The organism is Chryseobacterium lactis, from assembly GCF_003815875.1.
GTDB classification, from domain to species: Bacteria; Bacteroidota; Bacteroidia; order Flavobacteriales; family Weeksellaceae; genus Chryseobacterium; species Chryseobacterium lactis.
The window spans coordinates 1,163,381-1,186,147 of the sequence record NZ_CP033924.1; the positions used below are offsets into that span (position 1 = coordinate 1,163,381).

At 37.3% G+C, this 22,767-nt stretch carries 18 protein-coding genes and 5 tRNA genes; 10 read left to right on the plus strand and 13 right to left on the minus strand.

The window, feature by feature from the left end:
• Positions 1-3: 3 nt before the first annotated feature.
• From EG342_RS05020 to EG342_RS05035, 4 genes are all read left to right on the plus strand, one after another.
• Positions 4-1,302 (plus strand): DUF5690 family protein, encoded by a 1,299-nt coding sequence (locus tag EG342_RS05020; RefSeq protein ID WP_103288670.1) that lies wholly within the window; start codon positions 4-6, stop codon positions 1,300-1,302.
• A gap of 11 nt (positions 1,303-1,313) precedes the next feature.
• Complete coding sequence (locus EG342_RS05025) at positions 1,314-2,468, plus strand: TIGR03364 family FAD-dependent oxidoreductase (RefSeq protein ID WP_103288671.1); 1,155 nt, start codon at positions 1,314-1,316, stop codon at positions 2,466-2,468.
• Between the two features lie 6 nt (positions 2,469-2,474).
• Positions 2,475-3,143 (plus strand): HAD-IA family hydrolase, encoded by a 669-nt coding sequence (locus EG342_RS05030; RefSeq protein ID WP_103288672.1) that lies wholly within the window; start codon positions 2,475-2,477, stop codon positions 3,141-3,143.
• Between the two features lie 361 nt (positions 3,144-3,504).
• Positions 3,505-5,358 (plus strand): alkaline phosphatase family protein, encoded by a 1,854-nt coding sequence (locus tag EG342_RS05035; RefSeq protein WP_103288673.1) that lies wholly within the window; start codon positions 3,505-3,507, stop codon positions 5,356-5,358.
• A gap of 76 nt (positions 5,359-5,434) precedes the next feature.
• On the opposite strand, the gene EG342_RS05040 is transcribed toward EG342_RS05035, so the two are convergent.
• Genes EG342_RS05040 through EG342_RS05050 form a run of 3 tightly spaced genes read right to left on the minus strand, consistent with a single transcriptional unit; the run spans position 5,435 to position 7,759 of the window.
• Positions 5,435-5,920, minus strand: a complete 486-nt coding sequence (locus EG342_RS05040; protein WP_103288674.1) for a GNAT family N-acetyltransferase — start codon at positions 5,918-5,920, stop codon at positions 5,435-5,437.
• 11 nt (positions 5,921-5,931) lie between these two features.
• Positions 5,932-7,350, minus strand: a complete 1,419-nt coding sequence (locus tag EG342_RS05045) for an aminotransferase-like domain-containing protein (protein WP_103288675.1) — start codon at positions 7,348-7,350, stop codon at positions 5,932-5,934.
• A 43-nt stretch (positions 7,351-7,393) separates the two neighbouring features.
• The gene (locus EG342_RS05050) at positions 7,394-7,759 is read right to left on the minus strand and encodes a hypothetical protein (RefSeq protein ID WP_103288676.1); all 366 of its coding nucleotides are present in this window, start codon (positions 7,757-7,759) and stop codon (positions 7,394-7,396) included.
• Between the two features lie 186 nt (positions 7,760-7,945).
• Between EG342_RS05050 and EG342_RS05055 the strand changes: the two genes are divergently transcribed.
• Complete coding sequence (locus EG342_RS05055; protein ID WP_103288677.1) at positions 7,946-9,238, plus strand: DUF389 domain-containing protein; 1,293 nt, start codon at positions 7,946-7,948, stop codon at positions 9,236-9,238.
• A gap of 57 nt (positions 9,239-9,295) precedes the next feature.
• On the opposite strand, the gene EG342_RS05060 is transcribed toward EG342_RS05055, so the two are convergent.
• From EG342_RS05060 to EG342_RS05080, 5 genes are all read right to left on the minus strand, one after another.
• A complete protein-coding gene (locus EG342_RS05060) occupies positions 9,296-14,098 on the minus strand; it encodes a DNA repair ATPase (RefSeq protein WP_103288678.1) in 4,803 nt (1,600 codons plus the stop codon).
• A gap of 151 nt (positions 14,099-14,249) precedes the next feature.
• The gene (locus EG342_RS05065; RefSeq protein ID WP_103288679.1) at positions 14,250-16,271 is read right to left on the minus strand and encodes an SPFH domain-containing protein; all 2,022 of its coding nucleotides are present in this window, start codon (positions 16,269-16,271) and stop codon (positions 14,250-14,252) included.
• Positions 16,272-16,380: 109 nt separating this feature from the next.
• Positions 16,381-17,037, minus strand: coding sequence for a hypothetical protein (locus tag EG342_RS05070; RefSeq protein ID WP_103288680.1), 657 nt, complete (start codon positions 17,035-17,037; stop codon positions 16,381-16,383).
• Between the two features lie 3 nt (positions 17,038-17,040).
• Positions 17,041-17,742, minus strand: a complete 702-nt coding sequence (locus EG342_RS05075) for a PspA/IM30 family protein (RefSeq protein ID WP_103288681.1) — start codon at positions 17,740-17,742, stop codon at positions 17,041-17,043.
• A 19-nt stretch (positions 17,743-17,761) separates the two neighbouring features.
• Positions 17,762-18,157 carry a type III secretion system chaperone family protein gene (locus tag EG342_RS05080; RefSeq protein WP_103288682.1) on the minus strand — a complete coding sequence of 132 codons (396 nt, stop codon included), beginning with the start codon at positions 18,155-18,157 and terminating at the stop codon, positions 17,762-17,764.
• Positions 18,158-18,257: 100 nt separating this feature from the next.
• On the opposite strand from EG342_RS05080, the gene EG342_RS05085 reads away from it, so the two are divergent.
• Positions 18,258-18,902, plus strand: a complete 645-nt coding sequence (locus tag EG342_RS05085) for a helix-turn-helix domain-containing protein (protein WP_394338011.1) — start codon at positions 18,258-18,260, stop codon at positions 18,900-18,902.
• A gap of 152 nt (positions 18,903-19,054) precedes the next feature.
• Here EG342_RS05085 and EG342_RS05090 read toward each other — a convergent pair.
• The 5 genes from EG342_RS05090 to EG342_RS05110 form a co-directional block, all read right to left on the minus strand.
• Positions 19,055-19,138, minus strand: a tRNA-Leu gene (locus EG342_RS05090).
• 82 nt (positions 19,139-19,220) lie between these two features.
• Positions 19,221-19,302, minus strand: a tRNA-Leu gene (locus EG342_RS05095).
• A gap of 123 nt (positions 19,303-19,425) precedes the next feature.
• Positions 19,426-19,509, minus strand: a tRNA-Leu gene (locus EG342_RS05100).
• A gap of 5 nt (positions 19,510-19,514) precedes the next feature.
• A tRNA-Gly gene (locus tag EG342_RS05105) sits at positions 19,515-19,590 on the minus strand.
• 4 nt (positions 19,591-19,594) lie between these two features.
• Positions 19,595-19,676: transfer RNA gene (locus EG342_RS05110), tRNA-Leu, on the minus strand.
• Between the two features lie 180 nt (positions 19,677-19,856).
• Here EG342_RS05110 and EG342_RS05115 point away from each other — a divergent pair.
• The 4 genes from EG342_RS05115 to EG342_RS05130 are packed head-to-tail and all read left to right on the plus strand — an operon-like array spanning position 19,857 to position 22,712.
• Positions 19,857-20,234: a DUF3127 domain-containing protein gene (locus EG342_RS05115; protein ID WP_103288684.1), complete on the plus strand. Its 378-nt coding sequence runs from the start codon at positions 19,857-19,859 to the stop codon at positions 20,232-20,234.
• 60 nt (positions 20,235-20,294) lie between these two features.
• On the plus strand, positions 20,295-20,948 hold the full coding sequence (aat, locus tag EG342_RS05120) for a leucyl/phenylalanyl-tRNA--protein transferase (RefSeq protein ID WP_103288685.1): 654 nt from the start codon (positions 20,295-20,297) through the stop codon (positions 20,946-20,948).
• On the plus strand, positions 20,935-21,813 hold the full coding sequence (locus EG342_RS05125; RefSeq protein ID WP_103288686.1) for a DMT family transporter: 879 nt from the start codon (positions 20,935-20,937) through the stop codon (positions 21,811-21,813). The genes aat and EG342_RS05125 overlap by 14 nt, the downstream gene beginning before the upstream one ends.
• A 47-nt stretch (positions 21,814-21,860) precedes the next feature.
• On the plus strand, positions 21,861-22,712 hold the full coding sequence (locus EG342_RS05130; RefSeq protein WP_103288687.1) for a hypothetical protein: 852 nt from the start codon (positions 21,861-21,863) through the stop codon (positions 22,710-22,712).
• Positions 22,713-22,767 lie beyond the last annotated feature (55 nt).

Genomic DNA, 22,767 nt, shown 5'->3' on the forward strand with positions numbered 1-22,767 from the left:
AATATGGCCAAAACCATCAACAAACACACACTGGTAACACTGAAGGCAGCTTTTGCCGCTTTTGGTGTTTACTTCTGCATGTATGGCTTCAGAAAGCCTTTTACCGTAGCATCTTTTGAAGGTTTATCCTATTGGGGAGTAGATTACAAAATCCTGATTATCATTGCTCAGGCTGTAGGATATTTCATTTCGAAATTCATTGGAATAAAATTTATTTCTGAGCTAAAACCGGCAAAAAGGATATCATATCTGTTTTCTTTTATAGCAGTGGCAGAGCTCTCTTTATTGGGATTTGCCGTGACTCCCGCTCCTTACAACATTCTATTTATGTTTTTCAACGGGATTCCTTTGGGAATGATCTGGGGGATCGTTTTTTCTTATATCGAAGGTCGTAAAACCACTGAAATTATCGGTTTGTTCCTATGTTCAAGCTTTGTTGTCTCTTCCGGGTTTACAAAATCTGTAGGAAAGTTTTTGATGGATACTTTTTCAATTTCTGAATTCTGGATGCCATTTTCAGCAGGGTTGGTTTTTGTTATTCCATTAATCGTTTCGGGAATACTTTTGGAAAGAATTCCGAAACCTACTGAAGAAGATATTTTGCTTAAAAATAAAAGACAGCCCTTGAACGGTCATGAGAGAAAGGCGCTTATTCAACGATTCTTTGTTCCGATTGTCTGCATTATCTTTTTGTATATATGCCTGACGGTTTTAAGAGATTTCCGGGATAATTTCAACCGTGAAATCTGGGATGGATTGCATTTTAATTTTGACAGTTCCATTTTCACTCTTACTGAGATTCCGATTGCGATTATGGTTCTGGTGATCCTAAGCTTTATGGTTAAAGTAAAAAATAACAAAAAGGCTTTTGCTTATTATCATTATATTCTTTTTGCAGGAATTCTTGTCGTAGGACTTTCCACTTATTTATTTCAGCAAAATTTACTGTCTCCTTTTTTATGGATGACTATTTCCGGATTTGGAATGTACATTTGTTATATTCCCTTCAATGGAATTTATTTTGACCGAATGATCGCCGCATTTGAGATTAAAGGCAATGTAGGTTTTCTGATTTATATTGTTGATTCGTTCGGATATCTGGGAAGCGTTTTGATTCTGTTGTACAAGAACTTCGGTTCTGCAAAAACTTCATGGCTCAATTTTTATATCAGTCTGAATTATATTATCACCATTAGTGTTTTAATTCTTTCAATCATTGCTTTTCTGGCTTTCAAAAAAAAGGCAAAACCCAATTCAAATTCTAATCAATACATCAATTTCGATACTTCGAAAATTTTATAAATTATACTAAAATGACAACAAAATTTGATTTACTCGTTGTGGGAGGTGGAATTTTAGGAACATTCCATGCTTACCATGCATTGAAGAAAAATCTTAAAGTAGCTCTGCTGGAGAGAAATTCTTTACCTCAGGGAGCAACGGTAAGAAACTTCGGACAGGTCGTTCCTTCGGGGATGGATCTGAAGTGGCAAAATTTCGGAAGAGAAAGTCTCGCTATATATAATGAACTTCACAGCCAGGCCGATCTTACCATCAGGCAAAACGGATCTGTATATATCGCTTCCAATGATGAAGAGCTTCAGCTTATCGAAGAGCTGTTTGAAATCAACAGAAATAATAATTATGAATCGGTTTTATTATCAAAAAGCGATTGCATCAAACAGTTTGACGGTCTTCGTTCAGATTATTGTAAAGGAGGTTTATTCTTTCCACAGGAACTTTCCGTAGATTCTGCAGATATGATTGTAAAGCTTCATAAACTCTTGAAGGAAAAAATGGGCCTGGATATTTTTTACAATACAACGGTTATTGAAACACATGAAGATGATCAGAAATGCACAGCTGTTACAGCCGAAGGAACGGAATTTCATGCTTCAAAAATGATTATTTGCGGTGGTCATGAATTCAAGACCTTATATCCTGCGGTATTCAATGAAAGTGATCTGGAAGTAAGCAAATTGCAGATGCTTCAGACAAAACCTCAGGGAATTTATTCTCTTCCTGGAAATATTCTTACCGGATTGTCTATCAGAAGATATGAATCCTTTGGCCAATGTCCTTCATTTCAGAAAATCAAGGCTTCAGAAGATCCAAATTCGTTTGAAAAAAAATATGGGGTCCATATTCTCTTTAAGCAGGCTCTTGACGGATCTGTTATTCTGGGAGATTCTCATGAGTACGCGGATGCCAGAAATGCAGACGAACTGGGCTATGACCTCAACATGGAAATTGATGAGTTCATGATTCTTGAGGCTAAAAAAATTATTGATCTTCCTACGTATGAAATTCAGAGAAGATGGTTCGGAGTATACTCTCAGTGCAAGACAAAGGATATTTTCGAATATAATCCGTCTCCCAATATTCATATTATAACAGGTATTGGCGGAAAAGGGATGACGGGAAGCGGAGGCTTCTCTAAGTTTAACATAGACAAAATTTACGCATAAATTTCAATGAAAAATATAGAATTACTGGTTCTGGATATGGCCGGAACAACGATTGATGAAGATAATGTAGTGTATAAGACTTTAACGAATGCCGTTAACGAGCATGGGTATTCCGTAGGTCTTGATAAAGTACTTGTAAGCTGTGCCGGAATGGAAAAACTGGAAGCCATTACAAGTTTATTAAAAGAAATTAACGGAAATGAAACTGATGCCCAACCAATCTTTGAAAATTTCTCTGAAAAATTAAAAGAAGCCTACCAGAATCTGGAGGTAAAACCTATTAACGGAACAGAAAATTTTCTGCTTCATATGAAAGCTCAGAATAAGAAGGTAGTTCTCAATACAGGATATACTTATGCAATTGCCCGGCAGCTTTTAGATAAACTTCAGTGGAAAGAAAATGTACATTTTGATGCGCTGATCACGGCAGATGATGTTTCAGAAAGCAGGCCAAGTCCTGAAATGATCCGGCTGGCGATGAAAAAATTCAATATTACTGAGCCTGAAAAGGTTCTTAAAGCAGGAGATTCCGTGATTGATATAGAGGAGGGTAAAAATGCAGGCTGCGGTTTGACTATCGCCGTTCTTTCCGGAGCTCAAAACAGGGAAGAACTGGAAAAGGCTCAACCCGATTATATTTTAAATACAATTTCTGAAGCTGAAAATATACTTTAGAAACTTCTTTTTCAAACTTAATACAAATGGCACAAATGCTCACGAATATTTTAAGTGGTAGATGTGTCATTTGTTTTAACCACCCAGTCAACAATTCTTTGAATTTTCGCCACCCCTCCGCAGCAGTGGAATAATTACTCTATCGACTGAGTATTTGTCCATAAAATCTACTCATATTGTCATTCTGAGCGAAATGGAATGAGGTGAAGAAACTTGTGTTTTTAAGCTCTTATTTTCTACAGAAACTATTTATCATTTAATTAATCTTTCGTTCACATGTGTTTACAAATAGTAAACTAATTTTACAATTATTAAAAATAAATTACTATTTGTAAACTTTTTTCAAAAACATTTTTACCTCATGAAAACAAAACTATTCTCAATGGCAGTTGTAATGAGCTGTTTCCTTGGAGCTCAAACCAAAAAAGTTCTCTTTATCGGTATCGACGGATGTCGTGCTGATGTTATGATGTCTACAAACATTCCTAACATTCAAAACCTTATGAGCCAGTCAATTTATTCTGTTGACGGATTGTGCGCGGCTACCACATGGAGCGGAAATGGCTGGAGTACGATGCTTACAGGGGTATGGCATACCAAACATAATGTGCAGGACAATAATTTTACCAATCCGAATTATGTGAACTATCCCGATTTTTTAACAAGAGCAGAAACCTATAATCCTAATTTAAGAACTATTTCTGTTGTTAACTGGGCTCCAATTAATGATAAAATTATCAAAACGGCAGATGTAAAAAGCAATCTGGGAAGTGATCTGGCAGTGAAAAATGCTGCAATCAGTGCTTTACAGAATGATAATCCTGATATTCTCTTTGTAGATTTTGATGATGTGGATCATGCGGGGCATTCTTACGGTTTTTCTTCAAGTGTCCCGCAGTATATTTCGTCTATTCAAACCGCAGATTCTTATGTAGGTGAAATTGTCAATGCGATGAAAAATAGATCGACTTACAATAATGAAGACTGGTTGGTTGTTTTGACCACAGATCATGGGGCCATAGAAAGTTCTCATGGCGGAGGAAATCTTTCTGAGCGAAATATTTTTACCGTTTATTCCAATCCCGGATTTGTTCCTCAGCAGATCAGCAGAACAGTTCTCGAATCAAATAAAACCTTTAATCAACTTAGTTTCCCGGCAGGGATCTACGCAAAACCTTCCAATCAGGTTCCATTCAATTTTGGAACAAGTCAGGACTTTACTATTGAATTTTGGGTAAAACCTAACGCAAGCTATTCCAGTGATCCGGTCTTGATCGGGAACAAAAACTGGGCAAACGGAAAGAATAAAGGTCTTGTATTCTCAGGATATTCCGGGCAGACTTTTAAAATGAATATCGGAGACGGAACCAACAGAATTGATCTTGTCGGTGGAAAAGTAGAAACCAATAAGTGGAAACATATTGCTGCAAGCTTCGACAGAGACGGCCTTGTGACTCTATATGAAGACGGAGTTCCGGTCACTTTTGCCAAAATGAATACCATTGGAAATATTGACTCTGCCCTTCCTTTAACCTTAAATCAGGATGGAACCAATGTATATGGCCAAAATCTCGCGGCATCTTACAAGGATATCAGAATCTGGAAATCAGCACTTCCAAATGATGTGATTGTGAACTGGGCCAATCAGGATATCACCTCATCCCATCCTTATTATAATCAACTTTTAGCGAACTGGAAGTGTGAGGAACTATCCGGAAATACTTTAGCTGACTCAAGCCCGAATGCCAATCACATGACGATAACAGGAGCTGCTACCTACAGCGCCGGTACGGTTAATAATTTTAAAATATATAATTATACCTCAACAACGAGAGAAACAGATCACTTTCCCACTGTCTTAAACTGGTTATGCATTCCTGTACAGTCTGCTTGGGGAATTGATGGAGTTAACAGGATTCCGGTTTGTTCCAATGAGTCACTGGCAACAGGGGAAGTAAAGGAAACTGGTAATGATTTTAAAATATATCCAAACCCTGCATCAGGAGACATCACCATCAAATATCAATCTGAAGATCAACATACTAAGATCGAAATCATTGATGCTAAAGGAGCTCTTGTTTCAGCGAAAAGCATAAAGCCTTCCAATGGGAATTTTGAAGAGAAAATTAATATTGAAAACCTTCCATCAGGAATGTATTTTATAAAACTCAACGCAAGCAAAAAGTCATTGACCAAGACTTTTATCAAGAAATAAAATAGTAAAGCAATTAGATTTTAATTTTGATATTGGAACTCGGATGGTTATATCCTTGTTCCAATATTTTTTTTGATTATGATGTAAGATCCAGCTCCATCTGTACATCTACACGATCATAGCCGGGATTGGTAATTTCTGTATGTTTAAATCCAAGCTTTTCATATAACTTTATTGCGGGAACCAATATGGAATTTGTTTCCAGAAATACTTTTTCTGCTTGTAATTCTTTAGCTTTTTCCACAAGAGCATTGCCCAGCAAATATCCTATTTTCTTTCCTTGCGCTTTTGGACTTACAGCCATTTTTGAAAGTTCAAAACTCAGCGGTTCCTCTTTGGCTTTTACCAAGGCACATGTACCTACTGCCTCACCATTCAACAAAGCAAAAGCAATGTATCCACCCTTATCTAAAATGTATTCTTCAGGATTATCCAGTAATTTATAATCTCCGGGTTCCATTATAAAGAATGTTTTGATCCATTCTTCATTCAATGTTTTGAAAGCCTCTTTGTATTGAGGTTCGTACGCTATAATTTTTACTTCATTATATTTATCATCCATCTCTATATGTTTTAATATATTCTGTTTTTAATCATTTTTCCCAACTTTTCAAGGTCGCTTTCCACACGATCAGTCCATTCCAATGCATAATTCAGACGCATACAGTTCTGATACTGATTGTATTGAGAAAACATTCTTCCGGGAGCGAAGTTTACTTTCTGACTCACCGCTTCGTCATAGAGATCTTCAGTACAAATCTTTTTATCCAGCTCCAGCCAAAGCATAAAACCTCCTTTCGGTTCGGAAATTTTAGTATTATCAGGAAAATATTGGGTGATCGACTTCTGAATCTGAAGATAATTGGCATATAATTTCTTCCTGAACATCCGTAAATGATGATCATAGCCACCATGCTCAAGAAAATCCGCAATCACATCTGAAAATAAAGACGGACTTGAAACAGTCTGCACTAATTTCTGACGAATAATTTTTTCTTTAAACTTTCCGGGAGCCACCCAACCCACACGATAACCGGGAGCAAGTGTTTTGGAAACAGATCCAATCCACATCACAATGCCCGCTTCATCATAAAATTTACATGGTTTCGGTCTTCCTGCTCCAAAATAAATATTTCCATATACGTCGTCTTCAATGAGCGGAACATTTTGCTCGGTAAGCATTCTTACCAGCTCTTTTTTATTCTCATCAGGCATCTGAAAACCTAAAGGATTATTATAATTAACCACGAAGCAACAGGCAGAAATCTTGGGTAACACCTTACTCAAAGCATCCAGATCTACCCCTGTAATCGGATGGGTAGGAATTTCTACCGCTTTTAACCCCAACAGCTGTATCGCCTGGAGGATTCCAAAGTACACTGGACTTTCCACTGCCACCGAATCACCAGGTTGAGTCACCGCCATCAGGCAGTTATAAACACCATTCATCGCTCCGGAGGTAATCACAAGATCATCTTCCGTGATTTTTCCCTCCATTACCATCGCCCATTTGGCAATCTCCCGGCGCAGGCGCTCATTTCCCTGTACCGGCTCATAATTGGTACCACTGTCGTGCTTTCTCTTCATCACATTGATCATGCATTTCTTCATCTTAGCAACCGGAAGGAGGCTTTTTCCCGGAATCCCTAATGCAAACTGAGTAACATCAGTTCCGGCAATAGTTCCGAATACTTTACCGATCAAATCTTCAGGAGAATTCTTTCCCTCTGAAATTTTCATTTTAGCGATAGAAGGCAGCGCCAGTTTTCGTTGTGAGGTCTGGCTTACGTAATATCCGTACTTGGGACGGGATTCTACCAATGACCGGCTTTCCAGCTCCATATAAGCCTGTTTTACAGTATTCAGGCTGACATTGTAAAGTTTCTGGGCACTTCGCAGCGAAGGCAGCCTGTCTCCAAATTGCAGGGTTTCGCTTTTGATCTGCTCGGTGACAGCATTGGCTATTTTAAGATACAGGACATCTTTCGGCATCGGATTACAGTTTTTAGTAAATGTACAATTTATCTCAGCTTTATTAAAAATCCAGCCAGCTCATCATACTTTTGATACTGCTTTCTAATTGTTTGGGATTTCGGAAATTAGGAGTGGTGTTTCTTTTGAAATAGTTTTCAGCTTTTGCATAAAAATTCCTTTTTTCAGATTCTGTAATTTCTTTCTGAGCATAGATTTTAAACGCAATTTCACCTTTCTCACTGATAACAAGACTGGCAAATGACAGAATTTTATTTTTTTTCTTTGTTAAAAGAAACGGGATTCCGAAATCTGAGTTCTCCTTTGAAACATTCTGTTCCTGCAGAAATAGGTTTTTCAGCGCCAACATGTCTGAAATATAGACTTCAGCATATTGAAGTTGTTCCTGATGTTGTGCAATTGTTTCCATAGTATTTCTTCTTTAGCTTAACAAAATTATGGAGTCTTTTCATTAAGACACAGATACAGAAGTTAGTATTATTATGGATACAGATTATACTTTCATCAGATCTTTATTTAGACTTTCAGGAAAGGTTGCCTATAAATCTGTATTTTTATTTTTTGAATTCAAACGATAAAAATTAATTTAGGTACAATGACTGGAAAATTTTTGAGGTTTATCAACCTTCATTTTGGTGAGGAAGACAAGCAGAAAGTTCTTGAGAATATCACTGACAATATTTCTTTTCGTGGTTCTAATCTGTGGATTCTGGCCTGTGCTATCGTTATTGCTTCTGTGGGATTGAATGTAAATTCTACAGCAGTAATTATTGGGGCAATGCTTATTTCTCCTTTAATGGGACCTATTGTAGGAGCAGGATTTGCATTAGGGACCTATAATTTTCAGCTGCTTAAAAGGTCGATTAAAAATCTCCTGATTGCCACCATAGTCAGCTTGCTGGTATCTTTTATCTATTTTTTCTTAAGCCCTTTTAAGGAAACTCAATCTGAGCTTTTAGCCCGTACCTCACCGAACATTTATGATGTTTTGATTGCTTTTTTCGGAGGTCTGGTTGGTATTATTGCCATTACAAGAGTGAAACAGGGAAATCCGATCCCGGGAGTAGCCATTGCTACAGCATTAATGCCTCCTCTCTGTACTGCCGGCTACGGCCTTTCTATTGGTAACTGGAGTTATTTTATAGGTGCTTTTTATCTCTATACAATCAACTGCTTTTTCATTTGCATTGCTACATTTCTTATCATTAAATATCTAAAATATGAAGCCATAGAACTGGTTGACAGGAAATATGAAAGGCATATACGTTACGGAATTACGGCATTGATTATTATTATGATTGTTCCCAGTTCTTATCTGGCGTATAATCTGTTGAATCAGAAAAAGTTTACCCAGAATATTGATCAGTTCATTACCAATGAATTTACTCAAAAAGGATACACTATCATTTATAAAAAAGTAAATTATAACGCTTCTCCAAGAACTGTAGAACTGGCTTTTTTATCTAAAAAATTTGACAAAAATGAACTCGAAAACATCAATAAAAAGCTGGAAAATATTGGAATCACAAACACTAAATTAATCGTCAAACAGGATGCTACCGATCTTAAATCAGAAATCCTCAATGAAATCGGACAGCGAAATAATGTATTATCTGAAAAAGATATTGTCATCAATCAATTAAGGCAACAGCTTGATAAATATACGGTAAAGGACTCAAGCCTTATTAAAGAGATTACTATTTTGTTCCCTGATTTCAACCACATTTCTATCGGTAAAATAACGAATTTTCCGAATACGGATAGCGCCAACGTAAGCACTGTTGTTCTCTACCAGTCTGAGAAAGAAGAAAAGGGGCAGGAAGAAAAGATGAAACAATGGTTGTCTGAAAAATTGTCTGACAAAAATGCTAAAGTCATTCGTCAATAAATACAAAAAACAGCATCCTGCATAAGGATGCTGTTTTAATTTTATTTCTTCACAGAATTAAGATTCTCTTTTTAAAACTTCTTTTATTCCGTCAAGACCTTCGCCAAACTGAGCAAGGAGGGCTACAATCTGAGCCATTCTATCGTTTTCACCTAAGCCTTTTAATGTTTTATTTTTTACATAGGTCTTTTTGATTTCATTCCATCGTTCTGTTTCATCTTTTGAAATGGTATTGATCAGCTCCTTCAGTTTCAGCATATTGGCTTCTGCACCTGTTGTTAAGGTCTGTGATTCATTCTGATAATGATTCAGAACAATCTGTGTTACCTCATCGGTTTTTAAAATAGGCTGAATCTGTGCAATCAGCTTATTCATATTACGATAGGATCCCTGAAGTTTAAATGGAGGTTCATTTCTGTAATCATCGGACATTGCAGCAGATGCAATATATTCTTTATTTACCTTCAGAACTATATTTCTCACTCTGACGGTATTTTTCAGCACGGCTCTGAAATCCGATATTTCACCTGAACTAAAGTTTCCTTTCAGATTGTCTGCCGGATTATCTGTCAATACACAGTCATACAGTTCATATAAATTCTCCATTCCCGGCTGTGTCAGTCTGGTAAGATATTCGTTAGACATCAAAGCATTTTCAATAAGACTGAGATCAAAAAGATCGGTTTTTGAACCTGATATTTCTCCTAAATTATAGGTATCAGAACGGTTAGCCAGCATATCCGGAATTTTGAACTTTTCTCCATTTTCCGTGTAAGGATTTCCGGCCATCACCAGACAAAATCTTTTAGAACGAAGATCATATGTTTTGCTTTCCCCATTGTAGATTCCTTCTATTTTTCTCTGTCCATCAGCCAAAGAAATGAATTTTTGCAAAAATTCAGGATTGCAATGCTGAATATCATCGAGATATAACATCACATTATCACCCATTTCCAAGGCAAGATTCAATTTTTCAAGTTCCTGTCTTGCGCCTGCATTTTTAGCTTCCGCAGGATCTGTTGATACAATATCATACCCTAAAGACGGCCCGTTGATTTTCATGAATACCAGCCCCATACGCTCTGCCATATATTCCATCAATGTGGTCTTTCCGTATCCCGGAGGAGATACCAACAACAGCATTCCCATTCGGTCTGTTCTCTTATCTGAACCGGCTGTTCCCAATTGCTTGGCAAGATTAGCTCCTATTAATGGAAAATAAACATTATTGATCAGTTTATTTCTTACAAATGAGCTCAACACCTGCGGTTGGAAGGTATCCAGTTTTAATGCTTTTTTCTTTTCGTTGATCCAGCCATACTTCAACTCTTGAAGATGCCTGTATTTCGGGACAGTATGATCATTAAAATGTCTTAACCGAGATACGAATTCAAAATAATTAAGATCATATTCCGTGTCTTTTTCAAGGGACTTCAGATTCCTGATCGCTTCATGGTAAGAAATATGTTTGATATTTTTCGGATCAAACTTTTGAGTGATGACAAACCCAACGGTCTCTTCTATGGTACTTTTTTCAGCCTCCGGATTAAAAGCCTGCAAGGCACTTTCTGCAATATAATAGCAAGCCGACGGATATTGATACATGGCCTGGATCTGTGTTATAAATTCCAGATCCTTTCCTTTTTCTTTAAGTTCTTTCAGGAATAATTCATACAAAGCCAAAGCTTTTTCAGAAATAATAAAGTTTTCTTTGTCTTCCTCTTTCAAATAGGTTGCAGCGTTGATACAATCTGTCTCTTTAAAAATACCGTGACCTGATGCAAAAGATTTCATTTCTGTAGCAAGCTCTTTGCTTAAATATTCAAATCCCTGTTTTGTAACAAATGATTGGGAAATAATAGCTGCAGCATCAAGCTGTTTAGTATAATATTCTTTTCTTCCGGCATCTAAAAAGAACCAGAAAAGCTGAGCAAGGCTTCTTTCCTGAGCAGTAAACCTCATCAGTCCCAGTTCATTATGCATCTGCTGAAGTTTAGTAACGATAACTCTCGCGTCATGGTCATGAATTCCTTTAACTAATCCTTCCCCGAAATGTTCTGCTACAAATTGTAACACAGATTGCTCATTCTGTTGTTCCGTTACAATATCTTTATGAGTTGAAAATACATTCCAGGCAAGGTATTCGAATCTTTTTACCTTATTATTTTCTGAAATGAATTCCTGGTTCCACACTTCTTTAAATTCATCTATCGTGTTAAAATTCAGAGGCTCATAAAAGCTTGTTCCGGTAAGGTGGTAATAATATTGAGCATTTCTCAAGACCAGCGTAAGGTCAAGTTTCTGTTGATTAACTGCAAATTTATAGTCTCCTAAAGCAATAATACTTTCCCCATCCGCATAGATTTCTTTTTTATCTTTCAGCTTCCTGATCGCCTCCTGCTGGGATGTTTTTAAAAGAGTCAGGATCTCCTCTGATTTTGCAGAATCTTCCATTTCAGCCAATTGCCGGGCAAAGTCTCTTACCTTTTCAACCATTAAGTCTGAGGCAAAATATCCATTAATCTCATTTTCAGAGTCAAAAGAATCTCCTTTGGTCTGTATAGATTTTAGGATTCTTTGTGCCGCATCAAAAAGACTTTGGGTTCTTTTATTTCTCGATTCGGTAAGCTGTACTCTCTTATTCTGAAAATGCCCGTACACCTCCTCTCTCTTACTTCCTATTTTCTGAATAAATTCTTCGAAGTCGATAAATTTGGTTTCCATTTCTTCCAGCTGAATGGAAAGTTTTGTCAAATATTCATCACATTTTTCCGGTGTCTGGGAAAGTTCAAGGAAATTAATCACCGACTGATCAAACAAGGTAATCTGTGCCTGAAAATCCGAGGCAAGTTCTTTTCCTGAAATTTCTCTTTTCCTCTTGCTGAGCTCCAGGCGTTCCTGATTCAGGCGGGCAAAGATTAATGAAATATTTTCAATAATCTGCGTAGACTGGGAGGTATCTTCTATTTTCAGGTTGTTGACAATATCTACCAATAATTCAAGCTGCCCTGATAATGTACTGATATTTTCATCTATGCTTTTTGCATCAATTGCTTTTTGCAATCCGATAATTTCTTCCGAAATTTTTTGTGCCTTTTCTTCGTAGGGTATTAATGCCCCATCCTGCAGCAGAAAATCAACACATGCATTGGAAAGCTCCGTATATCGGTCTGCCAGCAATTTTTCAAGAGAATTGAGCAACGATTCATCAGCGTATTTAAGCTCTCTGGCTCCCGTTACTTCGCCTCTTAACGCTCTTATCTGGGAAAGCGCATCAATATATTCTGTAAGCTGAGAATAGTGGAGCCTTTTGGTGTCCTCAAGAATCTTGTCACAAGACTGCTTTATTTTTTCTAATGCTTCTTCTGTACTTTTTCTCTGTTCAACAACCTTTTCATACTCATTGATTGCAGAATGGGCAATGGCTCTGATCTCCTTCAATGGTTTATCCAGCTTTTGCACCTCCTCTTCACCCAAAAAATAATAGGTATCCAGAATGAATGTTGAAAGTTTTACAATATCATTATACAGCCCGCTGTAAGAATCTTTTTTATTTAAAAGCGTGATCAGTTCCTGACTTTCCGCCATCACTCTCACAATATCTTTGTTTCCGATCTTGTACAACAAACTATCTGCTTTTTCGGCATTAGGTTGTAATTCTTTGGAAAAAGGAGTCTGCCAGATCTGAGCCAGATGATGTTTAGTCGTTTCTATACTTTCTCTGAGATAGATCAGCCTTCCATCATTCAAAAAGGTAAAACCACTGCAACGGATGGGCGTTTCTATAGTTTGTGTGATGATATTATACGAAATCAGCTGATAATTATTCGTTTTATCATCGTAGAAAACGTATAAAAAGTTCTCTCCATTGGGCTCAATAACCGTTTTCAGATAATAAAGTCTGTTTTGCTCCTGAGAAATAACCTTGAGACCACCTGTTTGTAAAGCATACCCGTTCGAAAACAATATTCCCTGATTCTCAGGAAGTAATACGCCTGAGTATTTAAGAGCATCAGCTCTTGAAACTGCTTTTTCCTTATGGTTATAGATGAAATACCGTTCTGTTTCCTGATAGGGTTTTATTTTAAACAAAACAAGATTATCAAGATCACAGAAATGGATTTCAGCATCGTCAAGGTTCTGATCCTTATGAATAACATCTTCGGAATAAATTCCTTTTCCCGTATCTGTATTGTCTTCTACTTTAATAGTAATATCTCCACCGATACTTTCTACAAAAACTTTATCTGCAAGAGAGATATGAGGATGTTTTCCAGAACGTTGCATATCCCTTGTAGCTTTTGTCCATACAAAGTCATGTTGTTGAGGATAGGCCGTCTCAGAGGCACTTCTAGAATCTACATAGATCAATTGATTTTCTCTGACCAGCCATTTGAAAGCTTTAATGTCTGTAGTACTTTCCGAAAGCTGAAAAACCATATACAGATAGTTTTCCGTAAACCAGAATCGGGCAAAGAATGTATTTCTGTAGTATTTATAGAGATTTTTAAACTCATCAATGAAAACTTCATTATTGATTAAGGCATGATCCTGAGGTTCAAATCTGTTTTTATTGATCGTGTATATTGAAAATACATCCGAAATGTTAATCTCCGTCTGCAATCCCAAATGGGCATTGGATCCGAATATCAAATGATTACCTAAGGAATAAATATCCTTGGCAATACAGTTGTGTTCCGTAGAAATTCTTTCGTTGGCAATGAGAGAAAAGTCGATTCCACCGAATATATTTTTACGGTTTTCATTAAGCTGCTGAAGCCTCTGAATAAGGTTATTCTTCTGCTCATTCAGACGGTTTTGAATAATTTCGTAGGTTCCGGAATTAAGTTTTTCTGACATAGTGTTTAATTAAGTTGTAGTTCCTGCCATACAATAGCAGTTCCTCACAGTGTTGGTTAAAACCTTATAGGTTTTTAGGTCCTATAAGGTTTATGATGAGAATCAGATTTCTAACCATTTAATGAATCTCATTGAGAGTTTCATGAATGGTTTAAATGTGGTTATTATTTACCGGTTTATGATCTACACCTAAATGTTTTGCCATGTCAAGAGCTCTTTCCAGGATTCCGTTTTCCTGTTGATTAGCCACTCCTTTCAGTTTAAAAATCAGAGAGGCAATGCTCATATTCTTAATATCTTCAGATGAAATTTTGTATTTATCCACCATTCCCATCACTCTTCCGATGATATTTTCACCGTCTCCCAGAAGGTTTTCTTTTATAAGCTGTGCATTTTCGCTATGGTTGATGAATTTATCCAATCCTTTTCCTGCCGAAACCTGGCGGATCACATTGTCAAAGAAGGTGTTATCTCCGCCTACAATATCAATTTTTGCTGATTTGAAGGCTTCCGCCAATACTAATGACTGTGCATCTGCAATATCCCTCTGGATAGCGATTTCAGCCAATTCCACTTCTTTTTCTTTATTCAGTTTCAGACGGAATTCTTCGTGATCTTTTCCTGCTTCATTCAGTTTTTTCATTGCTTCTGCTTTCTCCGTAATTCCTGCAGCCTCTGCCAATGCTTTTTCTTTGATCACTTCTGCCTGCGCAATACCTTCTTTTTTAATGGCATCCGCTTTCTTCTCAATCACTACTGCTTCAGCAATTCCCTGTCTTTCGGCAGCATCTGCTTTGGCATGCATTACCTGAGCTTCAGACAGCCCCACTGTTGCTTCTTCTTTTGCTTTTGCATCAGCAATAATTTTTCTTGCTTCCGCTTCTTTTTCTGCCGCATCTCTTTTCGCCTGTGCTTCGATTACATATTTCTGTGCATCTTTTTCTGCGGATAATCTTCTTGACTCTGCAGCTCTTGTTTCTTCGATCAGTTTTTTCTCGGCTTCCTGAGTGGCCACCGTGATTTCAACCTGCTTGTTTCTCTCTGCCGTTTTGAATGCTTCAAGATCTTTGATTCCCTGCTGCTCTTCCACCACCGTTTTTTCCATTGTTAAACGCTCACGGATTGCATCCTGAATACTTTTCTTCTCAAGTTCTATCGCCTTTTCTTTTTCAATCTGAGCAAGAGAAACAATTCTTTCTCTTTCTGTAGCTTCCAGCGCTTTGTCTTTCAATACTCTTTCCGTTTCTACCAGATCTGCTCTTTCCTTATTTTTAGCGGCAATTACTACCTGACGAAGTTTATTTTCTTCCGCAATCTGCAGCTTTTCTTCAGTAGCAATACGTACAGTTTCATATCTCAGGCGCTCTTCCTCTTCTACTTTTAAAATCTCAGCATTTTCACGGGCTTTGATATTGGCGACTTCTCTTTTTTGAGACTCCTGTTTCTCTGCCAATTGTTTTTCCAGCTCAAGTATAGCTTCGCGGGCTTCTACGTTTTGCTTCGTAATTGTTTTTTCTTCGTCTCTTCGAACCTGATTGGCTTTAATATTCTGTGTAGCTGTAAGTTCCGTAATCTTCTTAATCCCTTCAGAATCAAGGATGTTGTCCTTATCTAATTTGTCGATGGAAGTCTGTTCCAGATAATCGATTGCACAGTCATCCAACACATATCCGTTCAGATCTGTTCCGATGATATCAAGGATTTCCTGACGGAATTCACTTCTGGCTTCGTATAATTCTGTAAAATCAAATTTTTTCCCAACGGTTTTAAGGGCTTCCGAGAATTTGGCTTCAAATAGTTCTCTTAATGTTTGTGCATCAGAAGCTCTCTGACATCCGATTGTTTGAGCAACATTAATGATATCATCCAACGATTTATTAACCCTGATAAAGAAGGCTACCTGGATATCTGCTCTCATATTATCTTTACAGATCAATCCTGCTCTTCCTTCACGAGATATTTCCAGCTTTTTCACGGAAATATCCATAGATTCCATACGGTGAATAATAGGGATAACAATTCCGGCATTAAAGAAAACTTTTGTTCCTCCGTAGCCTGTTCTCAAAATAACGATTCCCTGAACGGTCTTTTTATACATGGATAGAATCCAGAAAATCAACCCTACTGTTGCTACTACAGCAACAATAATTCCAGCAATTAAAGGTAAATTCATAGTTTTATAAGTTTATATATAAGTGTGTTTTTGTTTTAAAAATAGAGGTACAAAACGTCCAAAATATAATTCAGTACAATAAGAAAGAGGTACAGCATATTTTTCGGTTTTAGGACCACATCGACTTTTGTACGTAGTAAATTCTTTTATCCGGTTCTTCGTCTACAATCATAACTTTTGTACCATGTTCCAGTCTGGTTCCGTCTTTACTTTTCACCATCAACGTCATCGGATCGCTTCCGATAAAAACTTCCATCATTCCTATTTTTCCATCCTGAATATTGGACTTCAGACGACCTTCTCTCCCCAAAAAATCATGAGCGACTTCTCCTTTGTGGTTAATCTCTCTGAAAAAGGGATTTAAAGGTTTAAGAATGATTTTAGTAAGCAGCATTCCCGCAATCATTAATGGTAGTATCACCAAAACCCCCAGCCAAACCGGCATCGGAATAAAATAATTAAGGTAAAACGACGCCAGCCAGGTAATCAAAAGTGACAATGTGAGAAAATAGGTGACCGGAACAATATCCAGATTCAGAAACTTCAGAAAATGCATCCATCCTGAAGGATTGTGATCCGGCGCATGAATATGGCCATCCGGAGCGTGAATATCTCCTCCCACATCCAGATCAGAATGAATTCCCACGTCAATATCCAATCCTGTAATTATGGTAAATAACCAATAGATCACTGAAAGTCCAAGCAATACGCTTAATATCGTATTCACCGGGGAAAACGCCACATTTAAAAATTCCTGAAAGGTCATATACTAGCCTTTTTTAAGGGTTTCTTTTAATCTGTTTAAAGCTTCTTCAGCTTCTGTGTCATTGTTGCTGACCAGGGCATCAATCTCTTCATCAATAGTTTTCCCTGATTTCGAAAGATCTGAATAAGCCTCAGCCAATGCCTCCTGTTGCACTACTCTATCTTTTAATTTTTCCAGCATGCTTACCGTACTTCCCGTATCCATCTGTGTCATTTTACGGTTAATATCCTTTGTAGCTTCACTTACCTGAACTCTTGCTTTAAGAGTTTTCAATTCATTTTCCCATTTGGCAATACTCGATTTCAGGTGAGCAATATTACCCTGCATTTTCTCGCATTCGACATGAAGTTTTTCATGTTCCTTAAGCAGAAGTTGTGCTTTTTCATGAGCAGAAGCTTGTTTTTTTAACGCTTCTTTAGCGAGACGATCAGCTTCTGAAGCCACAACATCTCCTTTTTCGGCTTTCTGAATAATCACGATCGCTTTGTTATAATAATCTGTAGCTGTTTGTTCCTCGGCTTCCGCTTCGTTCTTTTTCCGGATATCCAGTGCTTTAAGCTGTGCCAGTGCCTCAACACTTTTCCCCAGTTCTTCTTTCATTTCACGGATTCCCTGTTCCGTTAAATTGATGGGATCCTCAAAGCTGTCGATCACAGAATGGATCTCTGCTTTTCCTATTGTTAATAATCTTTTGAAAATGTTCATTTTAAATATCTTTTGTAAATTACTTACTCATTTCAAGCATTTCGTTGGTAAATTCTCCTACAAGAATTCCTAGTGAATTGATAGAAGCCATCACTTCATTTTGTGCCATATTATCTGTGGGAAGCGTATCTCTGAAAATTACCCTTCTTCCTGTACTGTCCAAAACGAAGGCTCCGTGTACAATATCTCTGTTTTTCTGAAGCAACCTCAGGAATGTTTTTTCGGATGGATTTTTGATTTCAAAAAGAAACTGTTCCATGATCAGAATAGAATCTGATATAATAAGGATCATATTTTTTATCCCGTTGGATTCTTTTTCGATGATCAGTATTCTCTGAGCCTCATCTTCCAACGTGATGTTAAACTCATAATCTAACAACCACTCTTTGACCGTTCTAAATATTTGATTTTTCATGATGACTGGCTTTAGTGTTTAAAATTCTTCTAACAAATATAACATAAAATTTTCAAATTGCAAATATTTTTAGCATTCATTTGTTTGAGATTCTCTATATTTGCAAAAAAGATTAGACAAAATGAGCTTCTTTGGGACTAATATTAAAAAAATAAGACAGGTTAAAGGACTGAGTCAGAAAGCTTTTGCTGATTTATTTGATTTAAACAGAGGAGTAATCAGTTCCTATGAGGAAGGTCGTGCCGAGCCAAAAATTGACACAATACTAAAAGTGGCCAATCATTTTAATCTTAATCTTGATAAATTATTAACAGAAATCCTGCAGGTAAACCAGTTAGTAAGCGTTTCAGACATTGATCAGCTGATGCTTTTTCCTGAGCTTGCCATACAAAACAGCCAGGAAGCCAACACTATAATTAAGGATAATTCGCCGAACGCCTTAATTATGCAAAAAATATTAGCATCCGTAGATCTGGTGTATGAATTTACCACAGAAACACCATTGCTGCCCCAATATCAGTATGGAGACATTTTGTTTTTGAATAAGGTTGATGCTAAAAAAGAGCTATCTCAGACCTTATTCGTACATACAGATGGAAAACTTACATATCTTTCTGACAATGAACAAATTAACTTTAAATCCACCGAGGTATTTAAAATGGTAGGCTATATTTCTACTGCTGAAAAAAACATTTTCACCAGCATCTTTGAAAGATTGGAAAATCTGGAAAGAAAGAACAGATAGCTGCTCACACAAAGAATCCTATATAAAAAATGCTCCCCGCCAATTATGAATAGCAGGGAGCATTTTTATTTGAAAGGTAATTTTTCATTACCTGAAATCAGAATTTTAAGAAAAACAAAAAGCCCTCCGTAATCCGATTACAGAGGGCTTTGTACCCCAGACGGGACTTGAACCCGTACGTCCTTGCGGACACAGGATTTTAAGTCCTGCGTGTCTACCAGTTCCACCACCAGGGCTTGGTTGTGGGCGAAAAAAAAGATTCGAACCAATGGCTCCAACCTTTAAAGGCTTACTTATCAGTGAGCACTTTTCGCATAGTGCGGATGAAGGGACTCGAACCCCTACGCCTCACGGCACCAGATCCTAAGTCTGGCGTGGCTACCAATTACACCACATCCGCTGATTATATTGATCTGTTTTTCTACAGATTCTATCGTTTCTCTTACAAATATAAGAAATTCTTTTTAAAGAACACCCTCTATAAAAACAAAAAACCCTCCGTAACGAAATACAGAGGGCTTTGTACCCCGGGCGGGACTTGAACCCGCACGCCAAAAGAGGCACAGGATTTTAAGTCCTGCGTGTCTACCAGTTCCACCACCAGGGCAGGTGTGGAGCGAAAAACGGGATTCGAACCCGCGACCCCAACCTTGGCAAGGTTGTGCTCTACCAGCTGAGCTATTTTCGCATAGTGCGGATGAAGGGACTCGAACCCCCACGCCTCACGGCACCAGATCCTAAGTCTGGCATGGCTACCAATTACACCACATCCGCTGGTTTTTTTATATTGTAAGTTTTAAAGAGCTTGCTTCGTTTTTGTGAGTGCAAATATAGGACAATTTCCTTTACCTCCAAACTTTTCAGAAAAAAAAATTAAAATTTATAGTTTTTTTCCTCGCGGCACATATTATTACAATTGATTTTATTACTTTTACATCGTTAATATTTTACGATATGGAATTACAAGGAACGGTAAAGAAACTTTTTGATGCTCAAACATTTGCGAGCGGGTTTCAAAAGAGAGAAATGGTTATTTTGACTCAAGAACAGTATCCACAGCCGATAAACATAGAATTTTTATCTGATAAAATTAGTTTATTAGATAACCTGAAAGAGGGAGAGAACGTAAAGGTAGGAATCAACATCAGAGGAAGAGAATGGGTATCTCCACAGGGAGAAACCAAGTACTTCAACTCTATTACAGGATGGAGAGTAGAGAAAGTTTCTGATAATGCATCAGAGCCTACTCAGGCTATGCCTCAGCAATCAGCTTCTCCTGTTTCTAATGAGAATCCGTTTGCCGGAGATGACGATGATGATTTACCTTTCTAATTAAGGAATAAAGATCTAAATATAAATCCTGCTTGCTAAAGTGGGATTTTTTTGCTCAAAATGATCCGATTAGACGAAAACGACATTTCATTCCCTGACCCCGAGCTTTATGACGGTCATGACGGATTGATTGCCTTTGGTGGTGATCTTTCTGTAGAACGCATCTGGTTTGCTTATCAATTGGGAATTTTCCCCTGGTACAATCCCGGAGAAGAGATTCTGTGGTGGTGTCCCGACCCAAGATTTGTCTTATTTCCAGCAGAAATAAAGGTTTCCAAGTCGATGAGAAAAATTTTAAACAGAAATACTTTTTCTTTTTCAGAGAATCAAAATTTCAGGGAAGTCATCAGAAATTGCCAGCAAGCAAATAGAAAGGGGCAATCCGGAACATGGCTTTCTGATGAATTGATGGAATCCTTTATTCAGCTTCATGAATACGGCCTGGCCAAAAGTATTGAGGTATGGCAGGACGGAAAACTTGTTGGCGGCTTTTACGGATTGCAAATCGGAAATGTTTTCTGTGGTGAAAGCATGTTTGCCAAGGTAAGCAATGCTTCCAAGGCAGGATTTATTCATTTTGTGGAAACCAATAAAGACCAGCTGGAATTAATTGATTGCCAATCTCATACAGAACACCTGGAAAGCTTGGGCGCTACAATGATTCCTAAACAAGAATTTCTAAAAATCTTACACGAAAATAATGAACGCAGATAAAGAAAAGTGGGTTCTTTTGATCATCCTGAGTATTATTTGGGGATCATCTTTTATTCTGATCAAAAAGTCACTGGAACATTTCAATCCGTTTCAGGTTGGATCTTTAAGAGTTCTTATTGCGGGAATTGTTTTGCTTCCCGTAGCTATTTCCAATTATAAATTATTTCCGAAAAAGCATTTGAAGTGGCTTATTCTGGCTGCTTTTACGGGGAATTTTATCCCCATGTTCCTATTTCCCATTGCTGAAACTGAGATAAGCAGCAGTATTGCCGGGATAATCAATTCTATGATGCCTATTTTTGTCATTATCGTAGGTGCTTTGGTCTGGAAGTTTGAAACGACAAAGAAGCAGATTATCGGGACTTTTATAAGTTTTACCGGAGTTTGTATTCTGGCCTTCGGTGGAGGTGACAGCGGTGAATTTAAAATGATTCCGATTTTGCTGTTATTGTTAGCCACTTTGTGTTATGCTGTGAGTACAACAACTGTAAAATCAAAATTGATGGATGTTTCTTCGGTCATTCTCTCAGGATTTATTTTTTCATTCGTTTTATTTTTACCTTCACTTATTGCCCTCACTTCTACAGGATTCTTTTCTGAGTTTACCTTTTCAAAGGACAATATGCTTGGTTTACTTTTCGTGGGCCTACTTTCTGTTTTCGGGACCGGATTAGCAATGACCATGAATTATCGTTTACTGAAAGTTTCCAGTCCTCTTTTTGCTTCAACGGTTACTTTAATTATGCCCATTGTTGCTATTATCTGGGGAATTGTAGATGGTGAAAAGCTTACTTACATGCAATTTATCTGTGCAGGAATTATCATTGCAGGACTGATATTTTTAAGAACAAATCAAAAAAAATAGAGTTTCATTATAAATTAAATTATATTTGGATAATCTAATTTATAACTATGAAAAAAACTCTACTATTGGGCTCTCTTGCCTTATTTCTTTTTTCCTGTGGGAATTCTGATGAGGAAACTCCATTTGATAATACCGATCCTGCCAATCAAAGCGTGATGCTTCCCGTGAAAATAACGATGGGTGGTTCTTCCATGAAAATCAATTACAATGGAACTAAGATTCTTAATTTAACCAGCATCAAAGATCCCGGATACCGTACAGAATTTACCTATACTGATGATTTTATTACCGGTATTAAAAGTTTCGAAAATAATATTCTTCAGAATACGGTTCAGTTTTCCTACTCCGGTCAACAGATGACCTCTTCAATCAATAAGAAATATTCTACTGCAGGTGCGTTGGAAAAAACAATCTCTTATACGTATACTCCTGTGAGTACAACAGAGATTAATGTAAAAAAGCAGGCTGACCTCGGAACCAATAATAATTATATCATCAACAGCGTATATACATATGGAAACGGCAATATGGTAAAGGTTACAGGCTCAGGAAATGGTAACAACAACGGAGTTCCGGTAACTTATACTCAAGACGGAGCTTATACTTATACCAATAAAAGCTATGCATTTAAAAATGTAAAAGGGTTTGATAAAATTATTTTCAACGGCGACGAAAGTGATGGGGTAACGGTTTTGTTTTCTAATATCCAGAATAGTTTAAGTTCCTACAAAGGAACACTTACCTCCGGTGGCAGCGGAAGTGCTTATGTAGGGTATGAATATACTACCATGTTTACTCCCAGCGGTTATCCTGCCACTGAAATCAGGCAATCAGTAGATGCAAGCGGAAATCCTACGACCACGCAACCGGATAAATTTATATACGATTACAATCATTAACAAAAAAAATCCTGCATTGCTGCAGGATTTCTTATTTAATTAAGTAATTTTTTAA

Bases quoted from the DNA above. Each gene is read 5' to 3' on its own strand.
- EG342_RS05020 (WP_103288670.1), top strand. From the start codon at position 4: ATGGCCAAAACCATCAACAAACACACACTGGTAACACTGAAGGCAGCT.
- EG342_RS05025 (WP_103288671.1), top strand. From the start codon at position 1,314: ATGACAACAAAATTTGATTTACTCGTTGTGGGAGGTGGAATTTTAGGA.
- EG342_RS05030 (WP_103288672.1), top strand. From the start codon at position 2,475: ATGAAAAATATAGAATTACTGGTTCTGGATATGGCCGGAACAACGATT.
- EG342_RS05035 (WP_103288673.1), top strand. From the start codon at position 3,505: ATGAAAACAAAACTATTCTCAATGGCAGTTGTAATGAGCTGTTTCCTT.
- EG342_RS05040 (WP_103288674.1), bottom strand. From the start codon at position 5,920: ATGGATGATAAATATAATGAAGTAAAAATTATAGCGTACGAACCTCAA.
- EG342_RS05045 (WP_103288675.1), bottom strand. From the start codon at position 7,350: ATGCCGAAAGATGTCCTGTATCTTAAAATAGCCAATGCTGTCACCGAG.
- EG342_RS05050 (WP_103288676.1), bottom strand. From the start codon at position 7,759: ATGGAAACAATTGCACAACATCAGGAACAACTTCAATATGCTGAAGTC.
- EG342_RS05055 (WP_103288677.1), top strand. From the start codon at position 7,946: ATGACTGGAAAATTTTTGAGGTTTATCAACCTTCATTTTGGTGAGGAA.
- EG342_RS05060 (WP_103288678.1), bottom strand. From the start codon at position 14,098: ATGTCAGAAAAACTTAATTCCGGAACCTACGAAATTATTCAAAACCGT.
- EG342_RS05065 (WP_103288679.1), bottom strand. From the start codon at position 16,271: ATGAATTTACCTTTAATTGCTGGAATTATTGTTGCTGTAGTAGCAACA.
- EG342_RS05070 (WP_103288680.1), bottom strand. From the start codon at position 17,037: ATGACCTTTCAGGAATTTTTAAATGTGGCGTTTTCCCCGGTGAATACG.
- EG342_RS05075 (WP_103288681.1), bottom strand. From the start codon at position 17,742: ATGAACATTTTCAAAAGATTATTAACAATAGGAAAAGCAGAGATCCAT.
- EG342_RS05080 (WP_103288682.1), bottom strand. From the start codon at position 18,157: ATGAAAAATCAAATATTTAGAACGGTCAAAGAGTGGTTGTTAGATTAT.
- EG342_RS05115 (WP_103288684.1), top strand. From the start codon at position 19,857: ATGGAATTACAAGGAACGGTAAAGAAACTTTTTGATGCTCAAACATTT.
- aat (WP_103288685.1), top strand. From the start codon at position 20,295: ATGATCCGATTAGACGAAAACGACATTTCATTCCCTGACCCCGAGCTT.
- EG342_RS05125 (WP_103288686.1), top strand. From the start codon at position 20,935: ATGAACGCAGATAAAGAAAAGTGGGTTCTTTTGATCATCCTGAGTATT.
- EG342_RS05130 (WP_103288687.1), top strand. From the start codon at position 21,861: ATGAAAAAAACTCTACTATTGGGCTCTCTTGCCTTATTTCTTTTTTCC.